Below are 12989 nucleotides of genomic sequence, written 5' to 3'. Positions count from 1 at the left end.
GAATCGCTCATGCTCCATGCGGCTCAAACGCCGCCCAATAAAAAAGCCGACCCGCTGCCGGGTCGGCTTTTTCAACAATCCCGAGGGGACTATTACTTGCGGCTAGCCTTGTCCAACATGCGCAGTGCGCGCTCGTTGGCTTCGTCAGCAGTCTGCTGAGCTTTTTGAGCTGCAGCCAGTGCTTCGTCAGCCTTGCGGTAGGCTTCGTCGGCACGTGCTTGCGAACGGGCTGCTGCGTCTTCGGTAGCTGTCAGACGAGCTTCGGTTTCTTTGGATACGCTGCTGCAACCGGTGGCCAGAACTGCTGCCAGAGCCAGAGCAGAGAATTTCAGAACGTTGTTCATCGTGTTCCCCTTCAAGGACTTATTTCAAATTAGTCATCTCTCGAAAGTGAGAAAATGACCGGCGTACATAGTACCCATTGTTTGTAGTAAGTAAACGGAGGAAGCGCAAGAAGCCCATAATTTTCTTGGCTTTGAAAGTGTTCCGCGTTACTTCTCATGCAAACTGTCTGAAAACTATCCACCTTGCTGTGGCTGGCCACTGCTGTAAAGCTGACAACAACCGGATAGAAACGGTTCCTGTATACCCGTGCAGACAGTCATGGACGTTGGCTTCAGATCGGTCACCCTGTGTCCGGTGCAGAGTCTTTTATCCGGCGGATCCAATGCATCGACGAGCGCAAGGCAAGTGCCTGATCGATCGTGTTGAACTGCCGCGCAAGGGGAAGCGAGTGTTGGCTATGCCTTGCCGTGGTTTTATGCTTTTTTTATAGGTATCGCACTTGAGCATCTCCGGCAATGACGCCTACTATTTACAGGTGCTCTTTGTTGAGATCGGCCAGGCTCTTCCCGGTGTCAAAAACAGGCACAGGGTGGCGTAGATGTTCCTTCGCCGGAAAAAGATCGGTAAGGTAGGGGTCAAATTCCAAGACCCGCGAGGAGTAGCGATGAGCGAGGCGTTGTCCATCCACCATGATCAGACCGGCCATCAGTTCGAAATCAATATCGATGGCCATCGGGCCTACCTGACCTATATGGATCTGGGGAAACAGACCCTGGATTTCTATCGGACTTTCGTCCCGGATGCATTGCGCGGCAGGGGCATCGCTGCTGCCCTGACCGAGAAGGCGCTCGACTACGCCGACAGCATGGGCTACACCGTTATTCCTTCCTGCTCCTACGTTGAGCGTTACATGGAGCGCCATCAGCGACAGGCCGCGAAGATCTGATCTGCATCACGCTGTAATCGACACCTGCAAAAACGCCGAGCATTGCTCGGCGTTTTGGTGTGCGTGACCGATTACTTGCGCTTGCGCGCCGGTAATACACCCTTGAGCTTGGCATGCATGCCACGCAGGGTTTTCTCGGTGCTTTCCCAATCGATGCAGGCATCGGTGATGGACACGCCGTATTGCAGTTCCGACAGGTCCTTGGGAATGGCCTGACAACCCCAGTTCAGATGGCTCTCGACCATCAGACCGATGATCGACTCGTTGCCCTCCAGGATCTGGTTGGCGACGTTTTCCATGACCAGTGGCTGAAGGGCCGGGTCCTTGTTGGAGTTGGCGTGGCTGCAGTCGACCATGATGTTCGGGCGAATGCCGGCCTTGTTCAGGGCCTGCTCACAGAGCGCCACGCTCACCGAATCGTAGTTCGGCTTGCCGTTGCCGCCGCGCAGCACCACATGACCGTAGGCATTGCCTTTGGTGGTCACGATGGACACGCCGCCTTCCTGATTGATACCCAGGAACCGGTGCGGGCTGGAAACCGACTGCAGGGCGTTGATCGCAACGGTCAGGCCGCCGTCGGTGCCGTTCTTGAAGCCGACGGCCGACGACAGGCCGGACGCCATTTCCCGGTGTGTCTGGGATTCGGTGGTGCGGGCACCGATGGCCGACCAGCTGATCAGATCCTGCAGATACTGCGGGGAGATCGGGTCCAGCGCTTCGGTTGCGGTCGGCAGGCCCATTTCGGCCAAATCCAGCAGCAACTGACGGCCGATATGCAGGCCGTCCTGGATCTTGAAAGAGTCATCCAGGTACGGATCGTTGATCAGGCCTTTCCAACCCACGGTAGTGCGCGGTTTCTCGAAATAGACGCGCATGACCAGATACAGGGTGTCGGACACCTCTGCTGCCAGCGCCTTGAGGCGCTCGGCGTATTCCTTGGCCGCTTTCAGGTCATGGATCGAGCATGGGCCGATCACGATGAACAGGCGGTGGTCATTGCCGTCGAGAATATTGCGGATCACTTCGCGACCCTGGCTGACCGTGTGCAGGGCAGCGTCGGTCAGGGGGATTTCGCGCTTGAGCTGATCCGGTGTGATCAGAGTCTCGTTGGATGCAACGTTGAGGTCGTCAATCGGTAAATCAGCCATCGTGTTACTCATCAGGTCGCGGGTACTGGCCGCCTGCGATCCCCTGTGCGGCGGTGCCCAGCAGGTTGAGCGCAGTGGGGAGCGGAACCTTAGCGCGTTATCGCGCTGTTCGACAATGGGCAAAGCGGCGTATCGGGCCTGTTTACCGCGACCTGACGGCCTTGAAGCATCTGTCATTTGCAACCACTGGCGCTGCAACGGATAGTGTACGGCCAGAGGTGAGGGCTATTTCGTTGACTGAACTGCAACTGAGCGACTTTGACATTGATCACCAATTGCTTGAGCTGACCGGCACTTCGCTGGTTATTTTTACCAGCGTGGGCTGCTCTGCCTGTCGCTGGGCCAGGCAGCAGTTGCCTGGGATGGGCCTTGCGGTTGACCGTCTGTGCTGGATCGACGCCCAGGACAATGGTGGCGCGGTGCAGCGCTACGAAGTGTTTCACCTGCCGGCACTGTTTATGGTGCGCGACGGAGCCTTCCATGGCGCAATTCGCGCCCCGCTGAGAGTCGAGGGTCTGGCTTCGGCACTGGACCGTGCACTTGCCAGCCCACCCGACGAATTACCCTGACAAGACAGTCAGCCAGAGAGACGTTATGAGCAGTGAAATCAGACGCCCGCGAATCGGTATCGTGGGCACCGGGGCCATCGGCGGTTTTTATGGCCTGATGCTGGCTCGCGCCGGATTCGATGTGCATTTTCTGCTGCGCAGCGAGTTTGATGCCGTCGCGCAAAACGGCCTTCGGATCAACAGTGCGGTGCATGGCAATCTGCAACTCAATCCGGTGCAGGCCTATTGTTCGGCGGCCGATATGCCGCCGTGCGACTGGTTGCTGGTCGGCACCAAGAGCACCGGCAATGCCGAGTTGGGACCGGTCATCGGCGCGATGGCTGCCGAGGGTGCGAAAGTCCTGTTGCTGCAGAACGGGCTCGCGGTCGAAGACGATTTGCGGGCGGTTCTGCCGGACAGCCTGCACATACTGGGCGGCCTGTGTTTCATCTGCGTCCACCGGACCGCGCCCGGCGTCGTGGCGCATCAAGCGTTCGGGGCCGTGAGCATCGGCTATCACAGCGGCCCGGCGGTTGATGAAGCGGAGCGCCTGTCCATTGTCGAAGCCTGTGCGCAGTTGTTCCGGCAGGCCGGTGTCGAATCGCACGCCATGCCCAGCCTGCAACAGGCCCGCTGGCAGAAGCTGGTGTGGAACGTCCCGTTCAACGGGCTTTCGGCGCTGTTGCGGACCAGCACGTCGCGTCTGATGAGCGACCCTGCCAGCCGTGAACTGGTACTGGCCTTGATGGATGAGGTGGTCCAGGGCGCAGAGGCCTGTGGTCATGCGTTGCCGGAAGGTATTGCACGGCATCTGCTCACGGTGACCGAAAGCATGCCCGACTATAAACCCAGCATGCACCATGACCTGATCGAAAAACGCCCGTTGGAGCTGGACGCCATCTATGCCCGGCCTCTGGCCGCTGCGCTCGACGCCGGTGTTGACATGCCGCGCGTGCGAACGCTGTATCAGGCTCTGGCCTTTATTGATCGCGACAATCGCTGAAGAGGCGAGGAAGCAGACATGACAACAAACGCCGAAGATCACAAACTGGTACTGGCCATTTCATCCAGAGCGCTGTTTGATTTGAGCGACAGTCATGCGGTTTACATGGCAGAGGGCGTCGAGGCGTACCGCAAGTATCAAATCGAACACGAAGACGAGATTCTCGAGCAGGGCGATGCCTATCTGCTGGTCGAGAAGCTGCTGAGCCTCAACGCCAGCCTGAGCAAGGCGCGGGTCGAAGTGGTTCTGGTGTCGCGCAACAGTGCCGATACCGGGTTGCGCGTGTTCAACTCCATCCAGCATTACGGGCTGGACATCAGTCGGGCGGCGTTCGTCGGCGGGCGCAGCCCTTATCCCTATCTGGCCGCGTTCGGCTGCCATCTGTTTCTGTCGACCCATGCGGAGGACGTGCGCAGTGCGCTGGATGCCGGGTTTGCGGCGGCCACCATCCTGTCGGGTGGCGCGCGGCGGGCGGCCAGTCCCGAGTTGCGCATCGCGTTCGATGGCGATGCGGTGCTGTTTTCCGATGAGTCGGAGCGGGTCTATCAGTCCGGCGGGCTGCTGGCCTTTCAAGCCAGCGAACGAGAGTCGGCCCGTGAGCCATTGCGCGGTGGGCCGTTCAAGCCGTTTCTGGCAGCGCTCAATCTGCTGCAACGTGAATTCCCCGAAGCCAGTTGCCCGATCCGCACTGCGCTGGTAACCGCCCGTTCAGCGCCTGCCCACGAGCGGGTGATCCGCACCTTGCGTGAATGGGACATTCGGCTCGACGAATCGCTGTTTCTCGGCGGGCTGCAGAAATCGGCGTTTCTTGAGGCGTTCGCTGCGGATGTGTTCTTCGATGATCAGCCGGGGCACTGCGAAAAAGCGCGTGAAGTGGTAGCGACCGGCCATGTTCCCCATGGGATCACTAACGAAATCAAGCTTTGAACGGACAGACCGCCAGTTGTCCGCCGTCGCGGTCTTTGGCGCACTGCTAAGCTCAATCAATCTCCGCCAATGTGGCTGTCCGGGAGGTTGTATGGTTCGTTCGATGCTGTATGCCACAGACCTCGGTCTGTATGCGCCCTATGTGACACAGCATGCGTTGGCACTGGCCCGGACGTTCGATGCCGAACTTTACGTTATCCATGTTGTTGAACCCATGGGGCTGTTCGCCGAGTCGGTGCTGCAGAGCTATCTGGGCGAGGATGCGTTGAGGGAGCTTCACAGCAGGGGCGTGAGTGCGTTCATGGATGGAATAGAGCAACGGATGCTCGACGGGTTTCGTGAGGAACTGGGTGAAGGTCACAAAGACCTGTCTTTCATTCGCACAGTGCGGGTCGTTCAGGGAGAACCCTCCAGCGTTATTCTTGAGCAGGCGCGGAAACTGGATGTGGATTTGCTGGTGGTGGGCAGTCACAGCCACCGGGCGAAAGAGGGCGAGTCGATAGGTCGTACGGCCGCCAGGGTTTTACAGCTTTCCGATGTACCGGTTTACATGGTGCCCATGATGCAGAACAGAGGGCGAGGGTAGAGCGACGGTTCGAGAAGGTCTAATTGGCTGTTCATGTGAAATCGAGCGTGCTATCGCCCCACAAAGGTGATAAAAAGTTCTAGAATTATTCGCCTGACCATTAATCCAGTTATATACCGTCGCTGATGCCCCTAGGGTTTATCTGCTTTGAGGGATACATATGAAGCTCCAACAACTGCGCTACATTTGGGAAGTGGCGCACCACGACCTCAACGTTTCCGCGACGGCACAGAGCCTTTACACTTCACAGCCCGGCATCAGCAAGCAGATCCGTCTGCTTGAGGACGAACTGGGGGTCGAGGTGTTTGCGCGCAGCGGCAAGCACCTGACGCGTGTCACACCGGCAGGCGAGCGCATCATCACCACGGCAGGTGAGATTTTGCGCAAGGTCGAGAGTATCAAACAGATCGCTCAGGAATTCTCCAACGAGAAGAAGGGCACGCTGTCGATTGCAACCACTCACACTCAGGCGCGTTACGCATTACCGCCTGTCATCAGCAATTTCATTCGGCAATACCCGGACGTTGCGCTGCACATGCATCAGGGGTCGCCTACTCAGATCGCCGAAATGGCGGCTGACGGGACTGTTGATTTCGCCATCGCCACCGAAGCGCTCGAGCAGTTCAGTGATCTGGTGATGATGCCGTGCTATCGCTGGAACCGTTGCGTCGTGGTGCCTCAGGGCCATCCCCTGACCAAGGTGCCGAAGTTGACGCTGGAGTTGTTGGCCGAATACCCGATTGTGACGTACGTATTCGGTTTCACCGGTCGTTCCAAACTGGACGAAGCCTTCAGCCACCGTGGTCTGGTGCCCAAGGTCGTGTTCACAGCGGCAGATGCCGACGTGATCAAGACCTATGTTCGCTTGAATCTGGGTGTGGGTATCGTCGCCAGAATGGCGGTGGACGAAGAGCTGGACAGCGATCTGGTGATTCTGGATGCCAGCGACCTGTTCGAGTCCAGTGTCACCAAGATTGCATTTCGTCGCGGCACGTTCCTGCGTGGCTTCATGTGCGACTTCATCGAGAAATTCGCCCCACACCTGACTCGTGAAGTCATGGCCAAGGCGATTACCTGCCATAACAAACAGGAGATGGAAGAGCTGTTCGCCAATGTCGAACTGCCCGTGCATTGATCGGGCACAGCTGACACAGCGTCATTGCGGGCAGCACTCGATGCCCGCAATGAGCTGGGCTGCAGTCGGTCAGACCTTGGCGATCAGGTTGCCCGAATGCAGGCCGCACTCTTTCTGAGTGGCTTCTTCCCACCACCAGCGACCTTCACGTTCGTGCTGGTTTGGCAAGACCGGACGCGTGCAGGGCTCGCAACCAATGCTGATGAAGCCGCGCTCGTGCAGGCTGTTGTAAGGCAGCTCCAGCATGCGGATATAGCCCCAGATTTCCTCACTGCTCATCTGCGCCAGCGGGTTGAACTTGTACAGCGTCCGCTCGGGCGTCGAGAAGGCCGTATCGATTTCCATGACCGCCACTGCGCTGCGGGTACCAGGGCTCTGGTCACGTCGCTGGCCTGTTGCCCAGGCTTTGACACCTGACAGCTTGCGGCGCAGCGGTTCGATCTTGCGGATGCCGCAGCACTCGCCATGGCCGTCACGATAGAAGCTGAACAGCCCCTTTTCCTTGACGAAAGGTTCGAGCTTGCTCTGATCCGGCGAGATGATCTCGATGTCGATCTTGTAGTGCTCGCGGACCTGCTCGATGAACCGATAGGTTTCCGGGTGCAGACGACCGGTGTCGAGGCTGAATACCTTGACGTTCTTGTTCAGTTTCCAGGCCATGTCCACCAGCACCACGTCTTCGGCACCGCTGAAGGAAATCCACAGCTCGTCACCGAAATGTTCGAAGGCCAGTTTCAGAATGTCCTGCGCAGACTTGTTCGCATAAGTCGTCGCCAGCTCGGCGACGTCGAAAGGTTGGCTCATCAGGCGGCTTCCTGGGTAAAGGGTGGCGCTTAAGCGCTCGTGATGGCAGCAATGGTAACAAAATCCATCGTTGCATGGCCGCTTCGCTGGCCCTTGTGATGCGTTGCGCGGGGTCTGACGAGCGGCTAGAGTGCCGCTTCCCTTTGTCTTGAAGTGTCCCTTGAGGAGCGTTCTGTGGAAATTGCCTGTCTCGACCTGGAAGGTGTGCTGGTCCCGGAAATCTGGATCGCCTTTGCCGAAAAAACCGGTATCGAATCCCTGCGCGCCACTACCCGGGACATTCCCGACTACGACGTGCTGATGAAGCAGCGCCTGCGCATTCTCGACGAGCACGGCCTGAAACTGTCGGACATTCAGGAAGTGATCGGCACCCTCAAGCCGCTGGACGGTGCGGTGGAATTCGTCAATTGGCTGCGCGAGCGGTTTCAGGTGGTGATTCTGTCGGACACGTTTTACGAGTTCTCCCAGCCACTGATGCGCCAGCTGGGTTTTCCGACCTTGCTCTGCCATCGCCTGATCACTGACGAGACCGACCGGGTGGTGAGCTATCAGTTGCGCCAGAAAGACCCCAAGCGCCAGTCGGTGCTGGCCTTCAAGAGCCTGTATTACCGCATCATCGCAGCAGGCGATTCCTATAACGACACCACCATGCTGGGCGAAGCTGACGCCGGCATCCTGTTTCACGCTCCTGAAAACGTGATCCGCGAGTTTCCGCAGTTTCCGGCGGTGCATACATTCGAAGACCTGAAGAAGGAATTCATCAAAGCATCGAATCGGGAGCTGGCGCTCTAGCTCGATTTTTAGGGGTTCTGGCGCTCTGTGTCGTCACGCTCGAGAGCCGACGCGGAGCGTCCTGGGAGGCATGCCCACGCGGAGCGATGGGCACGATCAGTATTGAGGCAGACTTGTGTATAACGATGAGCTCCGGAGCGTGGGAATGGTCATCACGGCCGGATCAGGCCAGCGCATTCAGCGTCTCAAGCAGTACGCGCACCTTGGTAAAGGTCTCCTGATATTCCGCCTCGCACTCGGAATCCGCAACGATGCCGCCGCCGCCCCAGCAGGACACCTGTCCATCCTTGACCAGCAGGCTGCGAATGGCGATTGAGCTGTCCATCTGACCACGTACGTCCATGTACATCAGTGAACCGCAATAGATGCTGCGCCGCGTGGGCTCCAGTTCGTCGATGATCTGCATGGCCCGGATTTTCGGCGCGCCGGTGATCGAGCCGCCGGGGAAGCTGCCTGCGATCAGGTCCAGCGCATCATGGTCTGCCGCCAGTTCGCCGGTCACGCTGCTCACCAGATGATGCACGTTGGGGTAGCTTTCAAGGCTGAACAGTTGCGGGACTTTCACTGAGCCGATTCGGCAACTGCGTCCCAGGTCGTTGCGCAGCAGGTCGACGATCATCAGGTTCTCGGCCCGATCCTTTTCGCTGCGCAGCAGTTGCCCGGCGAGTTCGGCGTCCTGTGCCGGGTCTTTGCCACGCGGGCGGGTGCCTTTGATCGGCCGGGTTTCGACCTGCCGGTCGCTGACCTTCACAAAACGCTCGGGTGACAGGCTCAGGATCGCGTCGTCATCCGGCAACGCCATGAAGCCTGCAAACGGCGTCGGGCAGGCTGATCGGAGTGCCCGGTAGGCTTGCCACGGATCGCCCGAGCAAGGTGCCTGAAATCTCTGGGTGAGGTTGACCTGATAACAGTCGCCTGCCTGGATATAGTCCTGAATTCGCTCGAACGCTTGCTGGTAATTGCTGGCGCTGATGCTGGCGGCAAAAGGTCGTTTCAGCGAGAACGGTGTTACGTCGGGTGCCGGTTTGCCTTCGAACAGCTCAATCAGGCGTTCGCGCTCGGCCTCGGTCATGGCCGGATGAAACATCAACTGGCTGGTCTGCGCCTGATGATCACTGATCAAGGCCCAGCCATACAGCCCGAGGCGTCCATCGGGCAGTCGCAGATCGTCAACGGATGCGTTTGGCAGCGGCTCGAGACGGCGTCCGAAATCGTAACTCAGATACCCCATCAGGCCACCTGCGAATGGCAGTTCGGTGCCTTCCGGCAGGCTGGCGCTGCCCAGTGCCGCGAGGCTCGCGCGCAGCCGTTCGATGTAGGCACTGCCGGTTTCCTGCGTCCCGACTGTCAGCTCCTGCAAGGGCCAGGCGCTGAGCAGGTCAAAGCGACCCCGGTCGGCTACCGGTCTTCCGCTGTCGAGCAGGATCGCGCCCGGTGCCTGGCGAATGCGTGAGAAATACTCGGCCGGGTCGGGGCTGTAGGGCAGGGGATGAATCAGGCAGGTGGGCATGTCGAAACGTCAGTATTGAGGCGCGGCCGGGGATTGTAGTCCTGTGGACTGTCGCCTCCTAGGGGTATGTCGGGATTGGGCAGAAGCCGATCGTTCTCAGGCGCTTGGTACATGGCCGAACAGCGCCTGTACAAATTCGACCCGTTCCTGAGGCGTTTCCTGCCGACCTTCCAGCGCCAACTGCTCGATGCGCGCCTCGACCGCCTGAGTGCGGTGTGTCAGGCCGCTGTCATTGGCGATCTGAATGTTCAGACCGGGGCGGGCATTAAGCTCAAGGATCAGCGGTCCCTTGTCCTGATCGAGCACCATGTCGACGCCGATGTAGCCCAGCCCGCACAGCTCATAGCATTCGGCCGAGAGTTCCATGAAGCCGTCCCAGTTGGGCAACTGCACGCCGTCCACCGAGTTGGTGGTGTCCGGGTGTTTGCTGATGATGCTGTTCAGCCAGGTGCCTTGCAGGGTGATGCCCGTTGCCAGGTCAACACCCACGCCGATAGCACCCTGGTGCAGGTTGGCCTTGCCGCCCGACTGGCGGGTAGGCAGGCGCAACATGGCCATGACCGGGTATCCCATCAGCACGATGATGCGTATGTCCGGCACGCCTTCGTAGCTGATGCTCTTGAAGATCGGGTCCGGCGTGACGCGGTATTCGATCAATGCGCGGTCGCGGTGTCCACCCAGCGAATACAGGCCGGTCAGGATACTGGACACCTGATGCTCGATTTCCGACTTGCTGATGATGCGCCCGGACACTGTGCGATAACGGTCTTCGAAGCGGTCGGCGATCACCAGGATGCCGTCGCCGCCTGCGCCCTGTGCCGGTTTGATCACGAAATCGCTGCGTCCGCCGATGATCTCGTCGAGCTGGTCGATTTCCTTTTCGGTCGAAATCACGCCATACATTTCCGGCACATGAATCCCGGCCGCGATGGCGCGTTCCTTGGTGATGATCTTGTCATCGACAATCGGGTACAGGCTGCGCTTGTTGTACTTGAGCACGTAATCGGCGTTTCGCCGATTGATGCCCATGATCCCGCGCGCCTCCAGCGCCTTCCAGGTTTTCCACCAGCCGATCACTTGGCCTGTTCCTCTTTAAGGAACGCCTTGAAGCGCATCAGTTCGGTCAGGCGGTAGCCACGGTATCTGCCCATCGCCAGCATGAAGCCGACCAGCACCAGCAACACTGCCGGGAAGGTGAACACAAAATAGGTCAGCTCCGGCACGCTCATGATCAGGTGTGCCAGGGACGCCGCGAACAGCGTACCGATGGCCACTTTCATGGCGTGGCTGGCGCCGCGTTCTTCCCAGGTGATCGACAGGCGTTCAATAGTCATGGTCAGGATCACCATCGGGAACAATGCCACCGAAAGGCCGCGCTCCAGCCCCAGTTTATGGCTGAACAGGCTGATGGCGGCGATCAGTACCACCACGAAGGTCAGTACCACCGACAGGCGCGGCAGCATCTGCAGCTTCAGGTGCTCAAGGTAGGAGCGCAGCGACAGCCCGAGCGCGGTGATCACCGTAAACAGCGCAATGCCGAAGCCCAGCTGGGTTTCGCGGAAGGCCAGGGCGATCAGCACCGGCGTAAACGTACCCAGCGTCTGCAGGCCGATCAGGTTGCGCAGAATCAGGATAACCAGCACGCCAATCGGGATCATGACCATGATCATGAACGTCTGCTGGGTCTGCAGTGGCAGGCCATACAACGAATAGGCAAGGAAGTCGGAATCGGTACTGGCGTCGGTCAGTTTGGCCAGACGCATGGCATTCATTTCGCTGTTGTTCAGGCTGAAGGTGACCTGCACCTTCTTGCCACCTTCGACCGTGACCAGATTCTCGTCACCGGTCCACCACAGTAGGCGATCGTCCGGCAAACCGGCTTCACCGGTGTCCGGGTTGAAATACAGCCATTCCTTGCCATTGAAGCTGCGCAGCCACAGTTCAGGCGTTTGCGGCTGACCGGCGTCCAGGCGAATGGTGTGAGCCTTTTCCATCGGCACGTGGGCGATGGACAGCAGCAACTCGGTGATCTGGGCTTTCTTACCGGCAGACGTATCGCCCGCCAGCAGAAGCTTGACGTTGTCGTCGTTCAGGTTGTTGACGCGCTTGATGGCCTCGGTGATGAAGGTCTCGACATCCGCCGAGTGTTGGCGAATGGGCGCCAGCAAAGCTTCGGCAGCGACTTTCTCAGGGCCTTCGACGGGCAGGCTGTCTCGGAAGATCGGGCCTTTGACCTTGGGCTTGTCGCCGCTGTAGCGCTTGGTCAGCACCAGTCGGTAGTAGAGCGTCTGGTTACCGGTGGCACGGCGGGTCGACCAAGTGACGCGGCGATTGCCGTCGCCACGGTTGACGCTGACGCCATAGTTGTTGGAGATGAAGCTTTCATTGAGGCTGATGTAGTCGTGTGCCAGCGGCGGCACGAACATCTGAATCTTGACCGAGTCCTTGGGGTTGGCAACAAATTCGACCTTGGCATCGATATTCCACAGGTCGTCGGTTTCGTCTTCGGTCACCGGAATGCCGAGCGCCAGTATCTGATAGGCCGTGATTGCGATGCCAAGCGTGACGAGCACCGTGATCAGGATTTTCAGATGGAGCGTGAGAGAGCGCATGTATTTACTCTGCGTTTTGAGCGACGGAAGCGCAGCCAGGCTTCCCTGCCGCATATTTAAGACTTGGATCGACCAGCGCATCGAAGTGTTTCAAGGCTTCGGAGCCGATCAAAAGCGGGTATTGGAAAGCACTTCGGTCGGTCAAGTTCACTTCTATGGTGCGTAAAACTTCACCCATGCAGACCGACAGGCTGATGACAGGGCGGGCGGTGTACTTTTTCTCGTCATCCGGGTCGCGGTCATCGGCGCGACGCTTGATCTTGCTGACACGTGCCAGCGGTCGTTCTATGGGGTGCGCATGGCTGTCGTCGATGGCCAGATAGAAGCGTACCCAGCTTTCGCCATTGCGTTTGAAGTGCTTGATGTCGCGCGCACTCAATGAAGCTGTCTTGGCGCCAGTGTCCAGCTTTGCGGCGACTTCAAGGTCGATATCAGCGAGTCGTGCGTACTCGTTCAAGCCGTAGACAGTCTTGTTGGCTGCAACGCTGAAGGCAGGCAGAAGCAAAAGGCAAAACAGAGTGGTTAGGGTATCAAGTCTCATAAATCCTGGCGCAATGAGCGCAAAACTTCAGGGTCAGGGCTCAAACGGGATGGGCCTGATGACGAAAAAAACAGGGTTGCAGGCTGGAATCCGGGGCCGGGCAGCGCTGAATAAATGTGGCGCGCAGTCTAGCATGAAGCCTCGCTGCTGGC

At 58.8% G+C, this 12989-nt stretch carries 14 protein-coding genes; 7 read left to right on the top strand and 7 right to left on the bottom strand.

What is annotated here, in order from left to right; all coding sequences use genetic code 11:
• Positions 1 to 92 precede the first annotated feature (92 nt).
• Positions 93 to 344 (bottom strand): outer membrane lipoprotei OprI, encoded by a 252-nt coding sequence (gene oprI, locus AC0IXS_RS04305; RefSeq protein ID WP_002553018.1) that lies wholly within the window; start codon positions 342 to 344, stop codon positions 93 to 95.
• A gap of 605 nt (positions 345 to 949) precedes the next feature.
• Here oprI and AC0IXS_RS04300 point away from each other — a divergent pair.
• Positions 950 to 1231 carry a GNAT family N-acetyltransferase gene (locus tag AC0IXS_RS04300; RefSeq protein ID WP_004887702.1) on the top strand — a complete coding sequence of 94 codons (282 nt, stop codon included), beginning with the start codon at positions 950 to 952 and terminating at the stop codon, positions 1229 to 1231.
• Positions 1232 to 1302: 71 nt separating this feature from the next.
• On the opposite strand, the gene AC0IXS_RS04295 is transcribed toward AC0IXS_RS04300, so the two are convergent.
• Positions 1303 to 2379: a 3-deoxy-7-phosphoheptulonate synthase gene (locus AC0IXS_RS04295; protein ID WP_004887699.1), complete on the bottom strand. Its 1077-nt coding sequence runs from the start codon at positions 2377 to 2379 to the stop codon at positions 1303 to 1305.
• A gap of 233 nt (positions 2380 to 2612) precedes the next feature.
• Between AC0IXS_RS04295 and AC0IXS_RS04290 the strand changes: the two genes are divergently transcribed.
• From AC0IXS_RS04290 to cysB, 5 genes are all read left to right on the top strand, one after another.
• Complete coding sequence (locus AC0IXS_RS04290; RefSeq protein WP_057411188.1) at positions 2613 to 2948, top strand: YbbN family protein; 336 nt, start codon at positions 2613 to 2615, stop codon at positions 2946 to 2948.
• A 25-nt stretch (positions 2949 to 2973) separates the two neighbouring features.
• Positions 2974 to 3930, top strand: coding sequence for a putative 2-dehydropantoate 2-reductase (locus AC0IXS_RS04285; protein ID WP_057411187.1), 957 nt, complete (start codon positions 2974 to 2976; stop codon positions 3928 to 3930).
• Positions 3931 to 3948: 18 nt separating this feature from the next.
• Complete coding sequence (locus AC0IXS_RS04280) at positions 3949 to 4857, top strand: 5'-nucleotidase (protein ID WP_025993305.1); 909 nt, start codon at positions 3949 to 3951, stop codon at positions 4855 to 4857.
• 91 nt (positions 4858 to 4948) lie between these two features.
• Positions 4949 to 5443, top strand: a complete 495-nt coding sequence (locus AC0IXS_RS04275) for a universal stress protein (protein ID WP_004887692.1) — start codon at positions 4949 to 4951, stop codon at positions 5441 to 5443.
• A 160-nt stretch (positions 5444 to 5603) separates the two neighbouring features.
• Positions 5604 to 6578, top strand: a complete 975-nt coding sequence (cysB, locus tag AC0IXS_RS04270) for an HTH-type transcriptional regulator CysB (protein WP_004887691.1) — start codon at positions 5604 to 5606, stop codon at positions 6576 to 6578.
• A 69-nt stretch (positions 6579 to 6647) separates the two neighbouring features.
• On the opposite strand, the gene AC0IXS_RS04265 is transcribed toward cysB, so the two are convergent.
• Complete coding sequence (locus AC0IXS_RS04265; protein ID WP_004887688.1) at positions 6648 to 7382, bottom strand: phosphoadenylyl-sulfate reductase; 735 nt, start codon at positions 7380 to 7382, stop codon at positions 6648 to 6650.
• A 174-nt stretch (positions 7383 to 7556) separates the two neighbouring features.
• Between AC0IXS_RS04265 and thrH the strand changes: the two genes are divergently transcribed.
• Positions 7557 to 8174, top strand: a complete 618-nt coding sequence (gene thrH, locus AC0IXS_RS04260) for a bifunctional phosphoserine phosphatase/homoserine phosphotransferase ThrH (RefSeq protein WP_057411186.1) — start codon at positions 7557 to 7559, stop codon at positions 8172 to 8174.
• A 163-nt stretch (positions 8175 to 8337) separates the two neighbouring features.
• Here the strand turns inward: thrH and pabB are convergent, their stop codons facing one another.
• From pabB to rloA, 4 genes are all read right to left on the bottom strand, one after another.
• Positions 8338 to 9684, bottom strand: a complete 1347-nt coding sequence (pabB, locus tag AC0IXS_RS04255; RefSeq protein ID WP_057411185.1) for an aminodeoxychorismate synthase component I — start codon at positions 9682 to 9684, stop codon at positions 8338 to 8340.
• A gap of 96 nt (positions 9685 to 9780) precedes the next feature.
• Positions 9781 to 10758: an alpha-L-glutamate ligase-like protein gene (locus AC0IXS_RS04250; protein WP_161987344.1), complete on the bottom strand. Its 978-nt coding sequence runs from the start codon at positions 10756 to 10758 to the stop codon at positions 9781 to 9783.
• Complete coding sequence (gene rloB, locus AC0IXS_RS04245) at positions 10758 to 12296, bottom strand: osmotic stress tolerance membrane protein RloB (RefSeq protein ID WP_025993302.1); 1539 nt, start codon at positions 12294 to 12296, stop codon at positions 10758 to 10760. Before rloB ends, AC0IXS_RS04250 begins: the two co-directional genes overlap by 1 nt.
• 4 nt (positions 12297 to 12300) lie before the next feature.
• Positions 12301 to 12837, bottom strand: a complete 537-nt coding sequence (gene rloA / locus AC0IXS_RS04240; protein WP_057411183.1) for a retropepsin-like aspartic peptidase RloA — start codon at positions 12835 to 12837, stop codon at positions 12301 to 12303.
• Positions 12838 to 12989 lie beyond the last annotated feature (152 nt).

The organism is Pseudomonas sp. AC016, from assembly GCF_979253365.1.
The sequence above is the reverse complement of the archived record's forward strand: the minus strand, read 5'-3'. Positions and strand labels throughout refer to the sequence as shown.